Source organism: Pseudomonas sp. NBRC 111132, assembly GCF_001320565.1.
Classification (GTDB): domain Bacteria; phylum Pseudomonadota; class Gammaproteobacteria; order Pseudomonadales; family Pseudomonadaceae; genus Aquipseudomonas; species Aquipseudomonas putida_P.
Genome location: NZ_BCBI01000035.1, coordinates 25,663 through 41,363 on the forward strand (window position 1 = coordinate 25,663; position 15,701 = coordinate 41,363).

22 protein-coding genes are annotated in these 15,701 nt (G+C 61.4%); 20 read left to right on the plus strand and 2 right to left on the minus strand.

The genetic code is table 11. The features are described 5' to 3' along the window. The first annotated feature begins 99 nt into the window (after nucleotides 1–99). The 20 genes from APH35_RS17315 to fdxA all read left to right on the plus strand — a co-directional run bounded on the left by APH35_RS17315 (nucleotide 100) and on the right by fdxA (nucleotide 13,175). Nucleotides 100–537 carry a tellurite resistance TerB family protein gene (locus APH35_RS17315; RefSeq protein WP_008099709.1) on the plus strand — a complete coding sequence of 146 codons (438 nt, stop codon included), beginning with the start codon at nucleotides 100–102 and terminating at the stop codon, nucleotides 535–537. Next, nucleotides 534–728 carry a hypothetical protein gene (locus APH35_RS17320; RefSeq protein WP_060515179.1) on the plus strand — a complete coding sequence of 65 codons (195 nt, stop codon included), beginning with the start codon at nucleotides 534–536 and terminating at the stop codon, nucleotides 726–728. The genes APH35_RS17315 and APH35_RS17320 overlap by 4 nt, the downstream gene beginning before the upstream one ends. 292 nt (nucleotides 729–1,020) lie before the next feature. Beyond that, entirely contained in the window at nucleotides 1,021–1,404 is a 384-nt protein-coding gene (locus APH35_RS17325; RefSeq protein WP_060515180.1) for a response regulator transcription factor, read from the plus strand. An 18-nt stretch (nucleotides 1,405–1,422) separates the two neighbouring features. Next, nucleotides 1,423–1,692 (plus strand): hypothetical protein, encoded by a 270-nt coding sequence (locus APH35_RS17330; RefSeq protein WP_060515181.1) that lies wholly within the window; start codon nucleotides 1,423–1,425, stop codon nucleotides 1,690–1,692. Continuing rightward, the gene (locus APH35_RS17335; protein WP_016712891.1) at nucleotides 1,689–2,147 is read left to right on the plus strand and encodes a hypothetical protein; all 459 of its coding nucleotides are present in this window, start codon (nucleotides 1,689–1,691) and stop codon (nucleotides 2,145–2,147) included. The genes APH35_RS17330 and APH35_RS17335 overlap by 4 nt, the downstream gene beginning before the upstream one ends. Before the next feature lie 88 nt (nucleotides 2,148–2,235). Next, the gene (locus APH35_RS17340) at nucleotides 2,236–2,583 is read left to right on the plus strand and encodes a hypothetical protein (RefSeq protein ID WP_014756073.1); all 348 of its coding nucleotides are present in this window, start codon (nucleotides 2,236–2,238) and stop codon (nucleotides 2,581–2,583) included. Between the two features lie 26 nt (nucleotides 2,584–2,609). Continuing rightward, nucleotides 2,610–3,425 (plus strand): DUF2303 family protein, encoded by an 816-nt coding sequence (locus APH35_RS17345; protein ID WP_060515182.1) that lies wholly within the window; start codon nucleotides 2,610–2,612, stop codon nucleotides 3,423–3,425. A 51-nt stretch (nucleotides 3,426–3,476) separates the two neighbouring features. Beyond that, nucleotides 3,477–4,061, plus strand: a complete 585-nt coding sequence (locus APH35_RS17350; RefSeq protein WP_082425816.1) for a hypothetical protein — start codon at nucleotides 3,477–3,479, stop codon at nucleotides 4,059–4,061. 87 nt (nucleotides 4,062–4,148) lie between these two features. Further along, nucleotides 4,149–4,934 (plus strand): DUF2786 domain-containing protein, encoded by a 786-nt coding sequence (locus APH35_RS17355; RefSeq protein WP_060515184.1) that lies wholly within the window; start codon nucleotides 4,149–4,151, stop codon nucleotides 4,932–4,934. A gap of 3 nt (nucleotides 4,935–4,937) precedes the next feature. Further along, on the plus strand, nucleotides 4,938–5,624 hold the full coding sequence (locus APH35_RS17360) for a hypothetical protein (protein WP_060515185.1): 687 nt from the start codon (nucleotides 4,938–4,940) through the stop codon (nucleotides 5,622–5,624). Nucleotides 5,625–5,716: 92 nt separating this feature from the next. Then, nucleotides 5,717–6,199: a hypothetical protein gene (locus APH35_RS17365; RefSeq protein ID WP_060515186.1), complete on the plus strand. Its 483-nt coding sequence runs from the start codon at nucleotides 5,717–5,719 to the stop codon at nucleotides 6,197–6,199. Then, on the plus strand, nucleotides 6,196–6,549 hold the full coding sequence (locus APH35_RS17370; RefSeq protein ID WP_060515187.1) for a DUF4884 domain-containing protein: 354 nt from the start codon (nucleotides 6,196–6,198) through the stop codon (nucleotides 6,547–6,549). Before APH35_RS17365 ends, APH35_RS17370 begins: the two co-directional genes overlap by 4 nt. Further along, nucleotides 6,546–6,920 carry an ASCH domain-containing protein gene (locus APH35_RS17375; RefSeq protein WP_060515188.1) on the plus strand — a complete coding sequence of 125 codons (375 nt, stop codon included), beginning with the start codon at nucleotides 6,546–6,548 and terminating at the stop codon, nucleotides 6,918–6,920. Before APH35_RS17370 ends, APH35_RS17375 begins: the two co-directional genes overlap by 4 nt. Continuing rightward, a complete protein-coding gene (locus APH35_RS17380; protein WP_060515189.1) occupies nucleotides 6,917–7,339 on the plus strand; it encodes a phage protein NinX family protein in 423 nt (140 codons plus the stop codon). Before APH35_RS17375 ends, APH35_RS17380 begins: the two co-directional genes overlap by 4 nt. Before the next feature lie 224 nt (nucleotides 7,340–7,563). Then, a complete protein-coding gene (locus tag APH35_RS17385; protein WP_256213781.1) occupies nucleotides 7,564–8,484 on the plus strand; it encodes a phosphohydrolase in 921 nt (306 codons plus the stop codon). A gap of 56 nt (nucleotides 8,485–8,540) precedes the next feature. Then, nucleotides 8,541–8,864 (plus strand): hypothetical protein, encoded by a 324-nt coding sequence (locus APH35_RS17390; protein WP_060515190.1) that lies wholly within the window; start codon nucleotides 8,541–8,543, stop codon nucleotides 8,862–8,864. Nucleotides 8,865–8,902: 38 nt separating this feature from the next. Beyond that, entirely contained in the window at nucleotides 8,903–9,094 is a 192-nt protein-coding gene (locus APH35_RS17395; protein WP_039614784.1) for a DUF4224 domain-containing protein, read from the plus strand. Between the two features lie 15 nt (nucleotides 9,095–9,109). Next, entirely contained in the window at nucleotides 9,110–10,087 is a 978-nt protein-coding gene (locus tag APH35_RS17400; RefSeq protein WP_060515191.1) for a tyrosine-type recombinase/integrase, read from the plus strand. Nucleotides 10,088–10,137: 50 nt separating this feature from the next. Beyond that, nucleotides 10,138–12,711 (plus strand): DNA mismatch repair protein MutS, encoded by a 2,574-nt coding sequence (gene mutS / locus APH35_RS17405; protein ID WP_060493769.1) that lies wholly within the window; start codon nucleotides 10,138–10,140, stop codon nucleotides 12,709–12,711. 140 nt (nucleotides 12,712–12,851) lie between these two features. Next, complete coding sequence (gene fdxA, locus APH35_RS17410) at nucleotides 12,852–13,175, plus strand: ferredoxin FdxA (protein ID WP_012270863.1); 324 nt, start codon at nucleotides 12,852–12,854, stop codon at nucleotides 13,173–13,175. A 535-nt stretch (nucleotides 13,176–13,710) separates the two neighbouring features. Here fdxA and rpoS read toward each other — a convergent pair. Then, nucleotides 13,711–14,718 (minus strand): RNA polymerase sigma factor RpoS, encoded by a 1,008-nt coding sequence (gene rpoS / locus APH35_RS17415; protein ID WP_003252351.1) that lies wholly within the window; start codon nucleotides 14,716–14,718, stop codon nucleotides 13,711–13,713. Nucleotides 14,719–14,826: 108 nt separating this feature from the next. After that, nucleotides 14,827–15,684, minus strand: coding sequence for a peptidoglycan DD-metalloendopeptidase family protein (locus APH35_RS17420; protein WP_012270862.1), 858 nt, complete (start codon nucleotides 15,682–15,684; stop codon nucleotides 14,827–14,829). Between the last annotated feature and the right edge of the window lie 17 nt (nucleotides 15,685–15,701).

A 15,701-nucleotide genomic window follows, 5' to 3' on the forward strand; every position in this document is an offset into this window, starting at 1 on the left:
CGACATGTCGGCCCGCAGGTTTGCTGAGCAACACCGATTTCACTGGCTGGCCTTGGCGACAGGGCCAGACGGGAAATCAACCCCACGGAGCAACACCCCATGCTTGGAAAACTGTTCGGCAAGAAAGGTCGTGAAGCCCGCGCTGCAATGCAGGTGGTTCAGAACCGCGACCTGATGCAGGCGATCGTGTACGGCGCCTTCTACGTCGCAGCCGCCGATGGCGATATCGGCGAAGACGAAATCAAGAAGACCGAAAAGCTGATCGCCAACACACCTCAGCTCAAAGGCTTCGGTCCGGAGCTGTCCAACACCATGGACCGGGCCGAGAAAGACTTCCACGACGGCGGCCACCGCATCCTGCGGATGAACGCCGAGAAGGAACTGAAGGACCTGGCCCACTCGCCCGAAGAAGCGGCAATCGTCATCAACGTCATGCTGACCATTGCCGAGGCCTCGGGCGACATCGACGACAAGGAAATGGCCGTCCTTGAGAAGTCGGCGAAGCTGATGGGCCTCAGCCTCAAGGACTACCTGTGATCCGAATCGGTTCGTTCGCGATCATGATCGTCGCCGGCGTGTGGTTGGTCATGCGTGGCATCGACTACGGCACCTGCGCCTGGTACGGCCACCAGACCGAGCGCGACACCCGCTACGCCGCATTCGTCGGCTGCATGGTGAAGACCACCAGCGGATGGGTGCCACGCAACGAACTGCGCACCCAGCAGTAGCTCCGCGTCAGCCTGACGTTAACTGCCCGGTCTACCTGGTTCCCCATCACCAGGCTGCATCGGTGTGTGATCTGAGTACCGTCGTCCAGCGCGAGAGCAATGGACGGCAAACGTCATGCAGATCACACACCAATGCAGCCCTTAAGGCGTCCCCCGTGCGCTTTACAGCTCATAACATCCACCACCATGAACTTTAAGTCGGCTGAATTGGTCGTGACGCTCGCCCTCCCCTGGTCCGGGAGGTAGACGGCAGCGAGCGTCACGACCAATGCAGCCAACACCGAGATCAACAATGGACACGATCACTATCGGCGCATGGATAGGCCACCTTGGCCGAGGCCTGGCGCCTCGCGAGTTGCAATGTCTTCTGGAGGTTGCTCGCGGGCTGACCTCTAAAGAGATCGCTAGAAGCTTCGGCATTAGCGAGAGCGGCGTAGAAAAACGCCTCGGCGACGCGATGCTCAAGCTGAAGGTCCCACGCCGCACCGCTCTGGTGGCAGAGGCGGCACGTCAGAAGATCATCACCCCGCTCTGCTTCATGCTGGCCTGCTTCATCACCATGCACGCAGCCATTAACGACAGCGACCCCATGCGCCGCGACCGCCGCGCTCCGGAGCGACGCACCGCCCAAGTTCGAATCGTTCGCAAGGCCGAGGCCTTCGAGCTCCACGCCTGACCCACTGAGGACCAACTCATGCAAACAGCCGTGCATAAAGCTTTCGAGGACAAGCGGATGGTGCTCGCTGCCTTGCTTGAACGAAGCCAGGAAGCGCGCAACGAAGCTTTCGCCCGAATAGCCCAAGGAACGCCGCGCTACCAAGCATCCGGCAAAGGCGGCACTTGGGATGTGGTGGAGATTGCCACTGGCACTGTTCAGGGATTCGCCTTCAGCTATCGAGCCGCGCTGCGATTCGTGGATGCAATGGAAGCCGGGGCGGCGAGCAAGACAGGCACGCGGCAATGAGCAAGCGTAAGCCGCACAACATGCGCTCCCGGCTGGAGCGGACCTGCCGGGCTTTGGTCTCGGCCAACCACGCGGCCGTCGTGAACATTGACCCCAGCGGCCAGCAGGTGTTGATCAACTGGAAAAACCTCAAGCAAATCTGCGTGCGCCAGGTGGTTGATGCCGTGTGCGACATCCCGCACCGATGGACCATCTACTTGAGCGTGCTGTGCCGAACAGAGCTCGGCGAGCGGTACCACAAGTCGATTGAGGTCGCGCCACAGGGCAACTACCGGGCCGACCACCTGACCGACGTAATCGAGACTACCTACACCGACCTGCGGGCCACGGCCAACCCTAACCACTTGGTCGCGGCCGGCTGGATCGCCATACCCACCGACACAACGCTCGACGAAGCAGAGGCCGCAAAGATCTTTGCCGCTGTCGGGGCCTGGAATCAGCAGAAAGCAGCATGAACCGCACCACCGCACGCGCCCGCCACGGCCGGCGCCAGCAACACATCAATCTGCCGCCCAGCGGCATCGTTCATCAGGAGACGCAGCAATGTCCAAGCCCACTGACACCACCGAGTTCCTGCAGGAGCTCAACGGCGGCGCCTTCGCCAGCCAGATTGGCCACGCCCTCTCCGAGGTAGCTGCGGGCGTTGTCGATCACGGCAAGGCCGGAAAGATCACCATCACCTTGGACTTCAGCCAGATCGGCGACTCCCACCAGGTGAAGATCAAACACAAGCTCGACTACAAGGTGCCCACCAAGCGCGGCACGCGCAGCGAGAACACCAGCCTCGACACGCCGATGTACGTCGGCACTGGCGGCAACATCTCTCTGTTCCCCGAAAAACACGACCAGCTCTTCACCCGTGACGAAGCACCTGTACACCCACGCTCGTAACTCACTGCACCTACAAGGAAAAGCGCATGTCCCTCAGCAAAGAAGCTCTCGAACTGATCCAAGAAAACGCCGTCGCTGCAGCTCGCATCACGCTGCCGGCCCTCGGCCAGGTTGCCGTCCTCCCGCAGACCTTCAATGTGGTTGACCTGGAACGCTTCCAGGCTGGCCGAAACCGCTTCCGTGGCACTTACGCCACCCACTCGCTGGCTGACTACAGCGCCTACGTTGTCGAACGGTCGGCGCCAGCAGCGCGCGGCTTCATCGATCAGGACAGCATGAGCTGCATCGTGCTGTTCAACATCGGTACCGCCGAAGAGCCAGGCCATGCCGATGACCGCGCCGTGCTGCGCCTGAAGGCATCCGCAGCGTATGCAGCCGTTCAGGCAGTGTGCGGCCAAAGCCTGGTGCAGAAGGCCATGAGCGACTGGATCGAAGACTGGAACCAGCACCTGTCGGCCACCGATGAGAATGGCCAGACCATGAGCATCGCCAAAGCGATCGCCGCTGTTCGCACCATCACCGTGAAGGCATCGTCCGAGAGCGACCACGCCGTAGGTGAAACCCGCGCCAGCCGCAGCACCATGGACCAGATCGAGGCGAGCAGCAAAGAAACCCTGCCGGCCTGGCTGGACTTCAAAGTCATTCCGTTTGAAGGCCTGGGCGAGCAAGTGATTCGCCTGCGTGTTTCCGTCATCACCGGCGGTGCGCAACCGGTGCTGAAACTGCGCTGGATCGGCGAAGAAGCCCAGCGCGAGGCCATTGCGCAGGAGTTCAAGGCGGTTCTGGACACCAAGGTCGGCAGCGCCGCGAAGCTATCCTTGGGCACCTTTGACGCCAAGTAACTCGTAGGGCGGCCCCGACACCGGGGCCGTCACCCTGGCATGGAGAAAGCCATGATCGAAGCCACCGAGAAGCAGCTCAATCTGCTCTGGCACACGCTGGGCCTGAACCCAGGATGCCGCACCGGCAACAGAAACCACTTCCTCACCAGCCCAGGCTATGACGACGCCAACAACCTGGATGTGCTGGTAGAGGCAGGCCTGATGACGCGCGGCAAGGCGCCGGCCTTCTGTGATGCTGATGACGTGGTGTACCGGGCAACACCTGAAGGCAAGCAGTTTGCGCTTTCCAAGTTGCCACCACCGCCGCCCCCTCGAAAGTACACCAGGTTCGATGCCTACCTCGATGAGTGCGAATGCTATGAAGGCTTCGCCCATTTCCTCGGTATCAACCAACCCCAGTACCAGCAGCGCGGCGGCTGGGGTAACTACGAGTACCGTATGGTCCGCTACCCGCGAGGTAGCGCCTACTGCGAGCATCGCCGACCTACCCGTTTCGCTTACTGGTCACCCTACCAGACGCTTGATGTTGCCGGTGAATGGGCTCCGACCCTGAAGGAGGCCAAGGCCAGCTACAAAGATGCGCTACGCCAGCACATGGCCAAAGAGCGCGCCGAGAAGAAACGACTCGCCGCCTGACACTCCCGCGCTGCCCGCCAGCGCCTTCCCCTATTCAACGATAACGCCTCCCCGGCGAGGGCGGCGCCTGCACGCAAGGACCACAACATGACCGAACAACAGCACGACGAGAGCAAGCTCGAGCGGGTCATCCGCAAGATCAAGCGCTGCCTGGCACTGTCCAAAAGCTCGAACGAGAACGAGGCGGCCACGGCCATGCGCCAAGCGCAATCGCTCATGCGCGAGTATCGCCTCACAGAAATGGACGTTCGCCTCAGCGACGTTGGTGAGGTTGAATCGGAAAAAGCCCGTGCCAACCGCCGCCCGACCTGGGACCGCCATCTGAGCGCGATTGTCGCCAGCGCCTTCGGAGTTCGGTCATTGTCTCGCCGGCACTGGTGCGATTCAGACCGCCGGATGGTTGATCGCGCCATGTTCGTAGGCGTGACACCGGCGCCGCAGATCGCGCTATACGCATACGAGGCACTACTGACCAAGCTGACCCTCGCTCGGCGCGAATACGTTCTGCAGGTTCAGGCAGGCAAGCGGCGCAGCGCGTACTCGCCAGAAACCGCCGGCAACCATTTTGCACTTGCCTGGGTATCGGCGGTGCACGGGAAGATTCACGAGCTAGTACCGCGTGGCGAGGAGGATCCGGTCCTTGCCCAGCACTCCGACGGCCGTGATCTGGTAGCAGTCGAGACGCAGGACAAGGCATTGATCGAGCAGTACCTGGCAGATAGGGAGATTGGTAAAGCCCGAAAGGCCCGCGAGCTCGAACTTGACCTGAATGCCCAGATCGCCGGACTGCTCGCAGGTCTGCGCGTTGAGCTGAACCCAGGCCTGGCCACAGGCGGTGAAACACAGCCGCAGCTGACGGGCGCACGAGGCTAAGCCATGACCACAGAAACCCGCCCCAACAGCAAACTGGCCATCCTGCCGATGTGGGTCATCGACCGCATCAAAGAAGAAATGCGCCTCGGCCCTGCCGCCTGGCAGGCAATAACCGACGCGGTTGAGCAGGCAGAGGTGCCCCAGGCGCTGCCGTGCGAAGTGAAGCTGCCGCCGGGCACCTTAGTCGGCCAAGGCTCGCCCTTGTCGACGCTGCTGATGGCTATTGCGCAGCGCGCCAGCCAGCCGGCCCATGCTCAAGTGTTCTGCAGCGAGCCGCCAGCCCCGCAGCCCCGCCCCGAGCCTATGGCCTGGATGGTTGGTACTGCCTTCTGGTGGACCAAAGAAGAGGCAGAGAGGGATGCGGCAGAGGTTGGCCTGCCGGTCGTGGGTCTTGGTCCGATGACGGAATCGAGCTCGCCGGCTGTATCGATCCCCGACGGATATTGCCTCATGCCCAGGGGGCTCACCGCCGAGAATGGTGCCAAAGCCCTGTTGCTTGGCGAGTTCAAGCTGGAGGTCACACGCGAATGCCCGGAGTGCCGCGAACTCGAAGAGCCGGCAGAAGGCTGCGAGATATGCGACGGCGAAGGCGAGTACGGGCAGAGCCACATAATCCCGTGGGAAAAGATCAAGTTCATCTACAGCGAGGCCGTGAAGGGTCTCGCTCTCCAGTCGAATACCGCCCGGTAGCGAAAGGCTGACAGGGGCACATTTGTACTCCACCCAGCTGTAACCCCTCTCCCCTCTATTCACTGCCGCGATATGGCGGCCAAGGAACGACCGTGCCTGTAGAAAAAACTGCTCTCGCCCCCATCGATCTGGACGCCCTGCATGCCGCCGCCAAGGCCGCTGCCGAGGATGTGATCCGCTCCCACGGCTGGAAGGGAATGATCGAAGAAGCCGACCTGCTGGGAACCGATGAGCGCTACCTGGTCCTGGCTGACCCGGCCGTAGTTCTGACCATGATCGAAGAAGTGCGCAACTTGCGCCAAATTCTGCAGCAGCCGCGAGTGCCGGACGGCTTCGCTTTGGTGCCGCAAAGCATGTTGCTCAGCAAGGACGTCATCGGCGTTATCAATTTCCACTGTGGCGACACCGACCAGGAAGAAGGTGGCCAGTTCGGGCAGTACACCGATGGCCGGCTGTGGGTCGGCTACGTGCTGGACGACGATGGGACCAAGGTCCACGGGCTGCACATCGCGACCGATGAATACCCGGAGGAAGGAAGCACGACGCTGATTGAGTTCCCGGCGGTGCAGCCATGACCCGCCTCGCCCTCTGCCTCCTGCTGCTGGCCACCCTGGCCGGCTGCCAAGGGGAAGCCGAATCAACCACGCGCGCCGGCTCCGACTTCAAGGTCGACCGGCTCTTCAAACTCGATGGCTGCACCGTCTACCGGTTCAGCGACGGCGGCCGGGCCCGGTACTTCACAAACTGCGCCGGCTCTACCCAGTGGGAAGAGAGCTGTGGGAAGAACTGCTCGCAACAGAGCGGGGTCACCGGCAGCAACTACCAGGCCGGCAACGAGCGCCAGCTCTCCCCGCACGAAACCCAACCCGAACCTACACCCGCTCTGGCACCTGGGCGCTGGATAGATGAGAGGTATCGGCTGTGAAAGCACTATCAATCAAACAGCCATGGGCCTGGCTAATCATTCACGGTGGGAAGGACGTCGAGAACCGAACCTGGCACACGAAGCTGCGCGGGCGGTTTCTGGTTCATGCGTCCAAGGGTATGACCCGTGCCGAATACAACGAGGCGACGTGGGTGTTCGGGCCGCTTGGCGTCGAAGTGCCGCCATTTGAAGACCTGGAGCGCGGCGGAATCATCGGTTCGGTCGAACTGGTCGACTCTGTTGATAGCAGCGACTCTCCTTGGTACTCGGGAGATAAGGCGTTTGTGCTGCGAGATCCTAAGCCTATCCCTTTCATCCCGCTCAAGGGACAGCTTCAGTTCTTCGAAGTGTCAGAGGGCTCGCTGCCATGACCGACCTGATCGAAGTGAGCGCGGCGAACCTCTGCGGTGAAGCGCTGGGATGGGCAGTCGGCAAGGCCGAAGGGCTGGACGTGTACCTGGAGCCGCCCGGGTACAACGGCGTGCCTTGGAGGGTGTTCGCCCGGTATCGCGCCACGGTGACCGAGCGCGCTGAGCGCTTCAACCCTTGGGAAGACTGGGCGGTCGGTGGTCCATTGATCGACAAGCACCATATTCAAACCAGCTTCAACGGTTGCGGGTTCAGTCGAAGCCCAACCGGAGAGTTTTGGTGCGCTTATGTGTGCAAGGCTACGGGCCAGGAAGTGCTTCCAAGTGGTGACGGCCCGAATGCCCTGACTGCTGCCTGCCGAGCAATAGCCCAGGCAAAGCTCGGCGATACCGTCCAGGTGCCCAAGGAGCTATGCCAATGATCCTCCCCCTGATGTACATGACCTACCTGATCTGGAAAGCCCCGCGATGAAGCTGGCTCAGAAAGCACTCATCCTCGGCTTCGCAGCCGGGTTTGGATTCATGGCCGCTCAGGACTTCTGGTGGCTGATCACGGGCTGGCTGAGCATCTGCCGCGGCTGACCTTTCTCTGCTTTCACAACTCTACCCATAAACCCCCGTCGACATGCGCGGGCATGGAGAACCTATGTCTGAACAAAAAACGATGTGCATCTACCACGGCAACTGTGCTGACGGCTTCGGTGCCGCCTGGGTTGTCCGCAAAGCTCTAGGCGACCAGGTCGAGTTTGTGGCCGGCGTGTACGGACAAGAGCCGCCAGATGTGACCGACAAAGACGTAATCATCGTCGATTTCAGCTACAAATATGACGTTCTCGCACGGATCAGCTGGAAAGCCCGGAGCATCATTGTTCTGGACCATCACAAATCGGCGGCTGAGGATCTCGCCAAGTTCCCACCTTTCCATGCCGGTGTTCGGTTGGATGGCCGGCACGCCGACGGATCTACCGCGCTGGGCTGGGAAAGTGCGCACACCTTCATGTATTCGCAGAACTCCCCGGCAATCGCCTGCTGCTTCGACATGAACCGCAGCGGCGCCATGCTGGCCTGGGACCACTTCTTCCCCGGTCAAGAGCCGCCAATGCTGCTGCGCCACATCGAGGACCGCGACCTCTGGCTGTTCAAGCTGGATGGCACCCGCGAGATTCAGGCCAACCTGTTCAGCTATCCCTACGACTTCGAGGTCTGGGACAAGCTCATGGCCGCCGACGTGGAAGCCCTCCGTTCGGACGGCGCTGCGATCGAACGTAAGCACCACAAGGACATTGCCGAGTTGGTCGCCGTGACCAAGCGACGCCTGGTCATCGCCGGGCACGATGTACCGGTGGCCAGCCTGCCGTACACGCTCACCAGCGATGCGGGTCACCTAATGGCCCAGGGCGAGCCGTTCGCCGCCTGCTATTGGGATACCCCCGATGGTCGTGTTTTCAGCCTGCGCAGCACTGACGAAGGTCTGGACGTATCGGAAATCGCCAAGCATTACGGCGGTGGTGGCCACCGCAACGCCTCCGGTTTCCGAGTGCCGTTCGGTCACGACCTGACCAAGTAACCCCCCCCTTAATTCAGCCCGCCGGCAAACGCTCGCGGGCATGGAGAGCTATTGCCATGAAAAAGGAAGAGCTGCAGGCCCTCGGGCAGAAGATTGCCATCGCTCTTGAGGCAGGCAAAGCCGCTGCGACCGCATGCACGAATGACGGAGGGAGCGCCAACCTCGATCGGGTGGTAATACCGGTGCCCGGGATGCGCTTGGACACAGACCACGGCCTGCCTGGCTACATCCAGAAGAAGCACGGCTACCACCGACAAGGCCTTCACCTGGACACCCCCTGGCCGGGACAGGGCAACCAGCACAGCGCTGGAGTGCAGGCCATGCACAAGTCGCTTACCGCCCAAGGTGTCGACTGCTACGTCTACTACCAGGTCGACTGACCACCAACCTGCCGCCACCGGCGGCGTGGAGAGAAACCATGTTCATGACCCCGGATGAGGTAGCCGACATGACGGGCTACCTCCGCCCCAAGGACCAGGTCCGCTGGTTGCAGGCAGAGAAATTTGGGTATGTGCTGGGCGCCGACGGCAAGCCGAAGGTGCTTAGACAAGTCGTGCTGGCCCGCCTGGGCGGGCATGCCGAGAAGAAAGGACCGGAACTCCGGTTTTGATAGAAGGGACGACCGATGAGGCCGCGAAAGAAGGACAGGCACCTGCCCCCGTGCATGTACATGAAGCACGGGGCGTACTACCTGGTCAGGAAAGGAAAGTGGGAGCGCCTGGACAAGGACTACCAGGGCGCCCTGCTCGCCTACGCCAAGATCATGGGCGGCAAAGGACAGGGCGGAATGCCGAAGCTAATCGATGACGCGCTGGACGCGATGCGTGGGCGGCTGGCGGAAAACACCGTGAAGCAGTACGAGGCAGCAGCACTGAAGCTCAAGAAGAACTTGGCAGAGTTTGAGCCACGCCAGGTGCTGCCGAGGCATGTGGCCGCACTCAAGCTGCACATGTCCGACACACCGAACATGGCCAACCGGGTGATCTCGTTCCTACGAATGGTGTTCGCCTACGCGCTGGAACAGCAGATTGTCGACTCAAACCCCTGCACCGGCATCAAGCGGCACGTCGAGAAGAAGCGGGACCGGTACATCACTGACGAGGAGTTCGCGGCAATCTGCGACGCCGCATCGCCATACATCCGCTCGATCCTCGAAATGTGCTACCTCACGGGTCAGCGCATTGGCGATGTGCTGGCCATCAAACTCTCGGACATCACAGACAAGGGTATCGCCTTCGACCAGCAGAAGACAGGCGCCAAACTAATCGTTGGCATGACCCCGGATCTTGAGCAACTGATCGCAAGGGCGAAGGCCATCCCCAGGAAGGTGCGCGGGCTCACGCTGTTTTGCACCCGGGGCGGCGGCAAGCCGGTCTCCTATGAGACGGTGAAGGACGCCTTCAAGAAGGCCTGCGAGAAAGCGAAGGTGACCGGGGCAACCATCCACGATCTCAGGGCGAAATCGCTGACCGACACAGACGACCAGGGCAACGACGCTCAAAAACTCGGCGGTCACACCAACGCTAAGATGACCGAGCGCTACCTGCGCCTGCGTAAAATTGACATCGCACAGCCTCCAGCAATGCCGAAAAAAAGCCTGTAGTATTAGACGCTTCGCAATTGTCTAATAGACGCACAGCTGTAAGGCCTTGAATGTCCAGTCTTTCCGACCATACCCCAATGATGCAGCAGTACTGGAAGCTGAAAAACCAGCACCCAGACCAGCTGATGTTCTACCGCATGGGCGACTTCTACGAAATCTTCTACGAAGATGCGAAAAAAGCCGCGAAACTGCTGGATATCACCTTGACCGCCCGCGGTCAGTCGGCCGGCCAGTCCATTCCCATGTGCGGGATCCCGTTCCATTCGCTCGAAGGCTACCTGGCCAAGCTGGTCAAGCTGGGCGAATCGGTGGTGATCTGTGAGCAGATTGGCGACCCAGCCACCAGCAAGGGCCCGGTGGAGCGCCAGGTGGTGCGCATCATCACCCCTGGCACGGTCAGTGACGAGGCCCTGCTCGACGAGCGCCGCGACAACCTGATTGCCGCGCTGCTCGGCGACGAGCGCCTGTTCGGCCTGGCCGTACTGGACATCACCAGCGGCAACTTCAGCGTGCAGGAGATCAAGGGCTGGGAAAACCTGCTGGCCGAGCTCGAGCGGCTGAACCCGGTCGAGCTGTTGATCCCGGACGACTGGCCGCGCGATTTGCCTGCGGAGAAACGCCCTGGCGCCCGCCGCCGCGCACCGTGGGACTTCGACCGCGACTCGGCGCGCAAAGCCCTGTGCCAGCAATTCGCGACCAAAGACCTCAAAGGCTTCGGCTGCGACAAGCTGACCCTGGCCATCGGTGCCGCCGGCTGCCTGCTGACCTACGCCAAGGAAACCCAGCGCACCGCCCTGCCCCACCTGCGCAGCCTGCGCCACGAGCGCCTGGACGACACGGTCATCCTCGATGGCGCCAGCCGCCGCAACCTGGAGCTGGACATCAACCTGGCCGGTGGGCGCGACAACACCCTTCAGTCGGTGATCGACCGCTGCCAGACCGCCATGGCCAGCCGCCTGCTGAGCCGCTGGCTGAACCGCCCGCTGCGCGACCTCAAGGTACTGCAGGCACGCCAGGATTCGATCCGCTGCCTGCTCGACAGCTATCGCTTCGAGAAGCTGCAGCCGCAGTTGAAGGAAATTGGCGATATCGAGCGGATCCTCGCTCGCATCGGCCTGCGCAATGCCCGCCCGCGCGACCTGGCGCGCCTGCGTGATGCCTTGGGCGCATTGCCCGAGCTGCAGAACGCCATGACCGAGCTCGAGGCACCGCACCTTGCGCGCCTGGCAGCCATCACCGGCACCTACCCGGAACTGGCCAGCCTGCTGGAGCGGGCGATCATCGACAACCCGCCGGCGGTGATCCGCGACGGCGGCGTGCTCAAGGCCGGCTATGACAATGAGCTGGACGACCTGCTGGCGATCAGCGAAAACGCCGGCCAGTTCCTGATCGACCTGGAAGCCCGGGAAAAGGCTCGCACAGGCCTTGCCAACCTCAAGGTCGGCTACAACCGCGTGCACGGCTACTTCATCGAGCTGCCGACCAAGCAGGCCGAGCAGGCCCCAGGCGACTACATTCGCCGGCAGACGCTCAAGGGCGCCGAGCGCTTCATCACCCCGGAGCTGAAGGCATTCGAGGACAAGGCACTGTCGGCCAAGAGCCGCGCCCTGGCCCGCGAAAAAATGCTGTACGACGCCCTGCTGGAAACCCTCATCAGCCACCTGGCGCCGCTGCAGGACAGCGCCGCTGCCCTGGCCGAACTGGATGTACTCAGCAACCTGGCCGAACGTGCACTGAACCTTGACCTGAACTGCCCGCGCTTCGTCGACGAGCCGTGCCTGCGCATCGAGCAAGGCCGCCACCCGGTGGTGGAGCAGGTATTGACCACGCCGTTCGTGGCCAACGACCTGGGCCTGGACAACAGCACACGCATGCTGATCATCACTGGCCCGAACATGGGCGGTAAGTCCACCTACATGCGCCAGACCGCCTTGATCGTGCTGCTGGCACACATCGGCAGCTTCGTGCCGGCGGCCAGCTGCGAGCTGTCGCTGGTCGACCGCATCTTCACCCGCATCGGTTCCAGCGATGACCTGGCCGGCGGGCGCTCGACGTTCATGGTCGAGATGAGCGAAACCGCCAACATTCTGCATAACGCCACCGACCGCAGCCTGGTGCTGATGGACGAAGTCGGCCGCGGCACCAGCACCTTCGACGGCTTGTCGCTGGCCTGGGCCGCCGCCGAGCGCCTGGCCCAGCTGCGTGCCTACACGCTGTTCGCCACGCACTACTTCGAACTGACCGTGCTGCCGGAGAGCGAGCCGCTGGTGGCCAACGTGCACCTGAACGCCACCGAGCACAACGAACGCATCGTGTTCCTCCACCACGTGCTGCCTGGCCCTGCCAGCCAGAGTTACGGCCTGGCCGTGGCGCAACTGGCCGGCGTACCGACAGTGGTCATCCAGCGTGCCCGCGAACACCTGGGGCGCCTGGAAACCACCAGCCTGCCGCACGAGCAGCCCCCGGCCGCAAAAGCCAAGGATGCGCCGCAGGTACCGCACCAAAGCGACCTGTTCGCCAGCCTGCCACACCCGGCCATCGAGAAGCTGGGCAAGCTGCAGCTGGACGACATGACCCCGCGTCAAGCTATCGAAATGCTATATCAACTAAAGAACCTGTTATAACGGCGCCCACTACAAGCTGATAGAATCCGCCGCGGTTTGCTGGTGCTGCAGGTTATTAGCCTGGCCTGCAGCCACATACCTGTAAACCGCGCGGCCCTGAGAGGAAGGGCCGCCGCCGTCGCCTGAGGAGAGAATTAGAAATGACCTTCGTCGTCACCGACAACTGCATCAAATGCAAATACACCGACTGCGTGGAAGTCTGTCCGGTGGACTGCTTCTACGAAGGCCCGAACTTCCTGGTCATCCACCCGGACGAGTGCATCGACTGCGCCCTGTGCGAACCGGAGTGCCCAGCGCAAGCCATCTTCTCGGAAGACGAAATCCCTGCAGGGATGGAGAACTTCATCGAGCTGAACGCCGAACTGGCGGAAGTCTGGCCGAACATCACCGAGCGTAAGGATGCCTTGCCTGACGCCGAAGAGTGGGATGGCAAGACTGGCAAGATTGCCGACCTGGAGCGCTGATAACGCCCAGATGCGAAAAAGGCCCCTCGGGGCCTTTTTTGTTTTCTGCGGGCAAAAAAAAGGGGCGGTTTGACCCGCCCACATTTTTTCCGTAGTCCCTGCTTGTCCCAAACATCATCCTGATGAAATCGCTTCTTGCGACGTCCTTGGCCTTCGTCCTGAAAGCCTGTGCATGTCCCTGTGCACAGTTCGAATACTAGCGGGTTGAGCCGGACGGGCAAGCGCGAACCCTCACAAGGTATTGCCGGGGACATATTCCCTCACAGCAAAATAAGCCATTTTTTTCAATGAGTTGGAAAAATACATAGGCTGAAAACGACAATGATTTACTGAGACTTGCATAGATAGCTTACAAAACAAGTAAGAAAAGGCTTACATGGAATGTTACTGGGGTAGCGCAATACACATTGGATATCTGTTATGCCCAGGTTTTGAGGCAGCTTTGCAGCCCTGCAATCTCGGATGGGGATAACTCTTTTAGCCACACACAAAAACGCCCCGAGGTCATCGGGGCGCTTTGTGTTACGAGCCTTCGCTACTGGAACAACGACTCGCTGGACAAGCCGTTCTTCTCCAGGATCTCGCGCAAGCGCTTAAGCCCCTCTACCTGAATCTGCCGCACCCGCTCCCGGGTCAGGCCGATCTCCAGGCCAACATCTTCAAGGGTACTGCTCTCATGCCCGCGTAGGCCAAAGCGCCGCACCACCACTTCACGCTGCTTGTCGGTCAACTCACCCAGCCACTGATCGATGCTCTGCGACAGGTCATCATCCTGCAGCAGCTCGCACGGGTCGGTCGGGCGGTCGTCGGTCAAGGTGTCGAGCAGGGTCTTGTCCGAGTCCGGGCCAAGCGACACATCCACCGAAGACACCCGCTCGTTCAAGCCAAGCATGCGCTTGACCTCGGCGACCGGCTTCTCCAGCAACGTGGCGATTTCTTCTGGCGAGGGTTCGTGGTCGAGTTTCTGGGTCAGCTCGCGTGCAGCGCGCAGGTAGACGTTCAGTTCCTTGACCACATGGATCGGTAGGCGGATGGTGCGGGTCTGGTTCATGATCGCCCGTTCGATGGTCTGGCGAATCCACCAGGTCGCATAGGTCGAGAACCGGAAACCACGCTCTGGGTCGAACTTCTCGACCGCACGGATCAGCCCCAGGTTGCCCTCCTCGATCAGGTCGAGCAGCGACAGGCCACGGTTCACGTAACGACGGGCAATTTTTACAACCAGGCGCAGGTTGCTTTCGATCATGCGCTTGCGGCCGGCAGGATCGCCCTTTTGCGACAAGCGCGCAAAGTGCACTTCTTCTTCCGGCGACAGCAGCGGCGAGAAACCAATCTCGTTGAGATACAGCTGGGTGGCATCGAGCGCCCGGCTGTAATCGATGTACTTGTGTTGCTTGAGTGAAGAGCCCGACTTGGCCCTCGTCCGAACCGAAGATACAGCAGGTTCGTCTGACACCACATCCGTTTCCAAAACGATACCCGTCTCCATCAGGAGGACGTCATCGTCGATGTCAAACTCCGGCACTTCTTTACTGAGAGCCATTGTTATAGTCCTTTGCTGAGTTCGAACTCAGACTCGAGCGGCACCTTTATCCCTGGCAGCGCTTGAGCCTGTCCCCTCTACATCACAGGAACAGGCCGGGTACAACGATCAACGGCGTGGCAGGAACTGGAGCGGATCGACGGGTTTGCCCTGGCGGCGAATCTCAAAATGCAGCTTCACCCGATCTGTGCCCGTAGACCCCATTTCAGCAATCGACTGCCCTGCCTTGACCTGCTGCCCCTCCCGAACCAACAGCCTGCGGTTATGGCCGTAGGCACTGACGTAGGTATCGCTGTGTTTGATGATGATCAGCTCGCCGTAGCCCCTCAAACCACTCCCGGCGTAAACCACCGCACCATCAGACGCAGCAAAAACAGGCTGTCCCAAATCACCGGCGATATCAATGCCTTTATTCAAACTACCGTTTGAAGCAAATTTTCCAATCAACACGCCGTTGGCAGGCCAGGTCCAGCCGCCTACCGCGCGCTCCGCAGCCGGCACGGTGGCAACCACTGGCGCACTGGTGGAAGGGGCCGGAGTAGCTGGTTTGCTGGTGCTGGCCGGCGCCGTGGCGGGGCTGCCCACAGGCCGCCGCGTGACCGTGGTGCGGCTCGACGAGGAAGGGTTGGATACCACCGTGGTACTGCTGCTAGAACCGCTGCTGAAACGAATCGCTTGGCCCGGGCGGATGGTGTAAGGCGCCGGGATACCGTTGCGTGCGGCCAGCTCCTTGTAGTCCCAGCCATAACGGAAGGCGATGGAGAACAGGGTGTCGCCAGGCTTGACGATGTATTGCCCGGAAGTCACCGCCGGGCGCTTGGGCACGCTGTTGTTGCGGTCGACCACCCGCGCGCTGTTGCTGCTGGTGCTCGAGCAACCCACCAGTAGCGTGCCCATGGCCAATGCAATCACCAGAAGCTTGAAACCTGACCCGTCCTTGCGCTGCCGAATGACTGTGTGACCCACCCGCGCTCCCCTCATGG

Coding starts and splice junctions, on each gene's coding strand:
- APH35_RS17330 (WP_060515181.1), top strand. CDS start 1,423: ATGCAAACAGCCGTGCATAAAGCTTTCGAGGACAAGCGGATGGTGCTC.
- APH35_RS17380 (WP_060515189.1), top strand. CDS start 6,917: ATGACCGACCTGATCGAAGTGAGCGCGGCGAACCTCTGCGGTGAAGCG.
- APH35_RS17385 (WP_256213781.1), top strand. CDS start 7,564: ATGTCTGAACAAAAAACGATGTGCATCTACCACGGCAACTGTGCTGAC.
- APH35_RS17390 (WP_060515190.1), top strand. CDS start 8,541: ATGAAAAAGGAAGAGCTGCAGGCCCTCGGGCAGAAGATTGCCATCGCT.
- APH35_RS17355 (WP_060515184.1), top strand. CDS start 4,149: ATGACCGAACAACAGCACGACGAGAGCAAGCTCGAGCGGGTCATCCGC.
- APH35_RS17335 (WP_016712891.1), top strand. CDS start 1,689: ATGAGCAAGCGTAAGCCGCACAACATGCGCTCCCGGCTGGAGCGGACC.
- APH35_RS17350 (WP_082425816.1), top strand. CDS start 3,477: ATGATCGAAGCCACCGAGAAGCAGCTCAATCTGCTCTGGCACACGCTG.
- mutS (WP_060493769.1), top strand. CDS start 10,138: ATGTCCAGTCTTTCCGACCATACCCCAATGATGCAGCAGTACTGGAAG.
- APH35_RS17360 (WP_060515185.1), top strand. CDS start 4,938: ATGACCACAGAAACCCGCCCCAACAGCAAACTGGCCATCCTGCCGATG.
- fdxA (WP_012270863.1), top strand. CDS start 12,852: ATGACCTTCGTCGTCACCGACAACTGCATCAAATGCAAATACACCGAC.
- APH35_RS17395 (WP_039614784.1), top strand. CDS start 8,903: ATGTTCATGACCCCGGATGAGGTAGCCGACATGACGGGCTACCTCCGC.
- APH35_RS17315 (WP_008099709.1), top strand. CDS start 100: ATGCTTGGAAAACTGTTCGGCAAGAAAGGTCGTGAAGCCCGCGCTGCA.
- APH35_RS17340 (WP_014756073.1), top strand. CDS start 2,236: ATGTCCAAGCCCACTGACACCACCGAGTTCCTGCAGGAGCTCAACGGC.
- APH35_RS17345 (WP_060515182.1), top strand. CDS start 2,610: ATGTCCCTCAGCAAAGAAGCTCTCGAACTGATCCAAGAAAACGCCGTC.
- rpoS (WP_003252351.1), bottom strand. CDS start 14,718: ATGGCTCTCAGTAAAGAAGTGCCGGAGTTTGACATCGACGATGACGTC.
- APH35_RS17325 (WP_060515180.1), top strand. CDS start 1,021: ATGGACACGATCACTATCGGCGCATGGATAGGCCACCTTGGCCGAGGC.
- APH35_RS17400 (WP_060515191.1), top strand. CDS start 9,110: ATGAGGCCGCGAAAGAAGGACAGGCACCTGCCCCCGTGCATGTACATG.
- APH35_RS17370 (WP_060515187.1), top strand. CDS start 6,196: ATGACCCGCCTCGCCCTCTGCCTCCTGCTGCTGGCCACCCTGGCCGGC.